Annotated in this window: 1 pseudogene; it reads left to right on the plus strand. The window is 68.7% G+C overall.

Features of this window, described 5'->3' with window-relative positions:
• Nucleotides 1-358 (plus strand): annotated as a pseudogene (locus tag A985_RS29045) (DnaA ATPase domain-containing protein); the annotation flags it as partial.

A 358-nucleotide genomic window follows, 5' to 3' on the forward strand; every position in this document is an offset into this window, starting at 1 on the left:
CCCGGCGCCCGTTGGCGGCGCGCGTGCGAATCCGGCCGTGGCCGCGTCGCAGGCTCCCGCGAACGGCGGTCGTGGCGCCGATTCGGCGTCGCTCGACGGTGAGCGCCCCGATCTGGAAGCGAGCGAGGCCGACGCGGTGCGCCGCAATTGGCGGGTGACGCCGCAAGAGCCGGTGCAATTGGGAGAAGTCGAGTCGATCTACGAGCGCTCGAAGCTCAATCCCGTGCTGACCTTCGACAATTTCGTGACCGGTAAGTCGAATCAGCTCGCGCGCGCCGCGGCGATCCAGGTCGCGAACAATCCCGGCACGTCGTACAACCCGTTGTTCCTTTACGGCGGCGGCGGCCTGGGGAAGACC

Source organism: Pandoraea sp. B-6 (assembly GCF_000282835.1).
GTDB lineage: Bacteria > Pseudomonadota > Gammaproteobacteria > Burkholderiales > Burkholderiaceae > Pandoraea > Pandoraea cepalis.